The organism is Neobacillus paridis (assembly GCF_016765675.1).
GTDB classification, from domain to species: Bacteria; Bacillota; Bacilli; order Bacillales; family Cytobacillaceae; genus Neobacillus; species Neobacillus paridis.
This window is the reverse complement of the sequence record NZ_JAESWB010000339.1, coordinates 1-522: the sequence shown is the minus strand read 5'-3', so window position 1 is coordinate 522 and position 522 is coordinate 1. Positions and strand designations below refer to the sequence as shown.

The window sequence follows — 522 nt, the reverse complement described above, 5'->3', positions numbered from 1 at the left end:
GTATGGGGTGGGGTTCCTACAAGGCGATCTAGCAAACGAATAGGGTCAGGTAAGAAAATGCGCTTATGCTCTTCGCCATAAACATCCTCGCAGTTATCCTCAGCGCAGCATGTGCCGTTATGATTGCCTTGTACGCAACTTGGCTATTGATGCACCGACTGAGGCGAGGCGAGTCCAGGCGACGTGCGTTTTGGCAGTGGATTCGCCATTTCTTTGAAGTTGTGATGGGCCTCTAGCATTCGGTGCTTGCTTAAAGCGAAATGCCTGCAATGGGTCGATTTTCCCCGCTTTGGCTACGGCGACAGCCGGCCACAAGCTGCCGTTACCTACCTCGCTCAGTTCGATATTGCTTTTGCAACTTGTTCAAGGCAGCATGCGGTATCCGGCCGCTATGCTCAAAGGCCGGTTTTTTCCATAGGAGCAACTGGCAGCCTATATATGAACAACCCAAGGCCAATCTCACTTCCTGCTTTCTACTCCGTTGTAGCGCTTGTCTTGCTCGGGCTACTCGGAGGTTGGCTG

The 522-nt window shown here is 52.5% G+C and carries 1 protein-coding gene; it reads left to right on the top strand.

The features are described from left to right. Positions 1 to 246: 246 nt before the first annotated feature. Positions 247 to 522, top strand: a 276-nt coding sequence (locus tag JK635_RS24455; RefSeq protein WP_235888251.1) for a hypothetical protein, incomplete at its 3' end; no start/stop codon positions are given.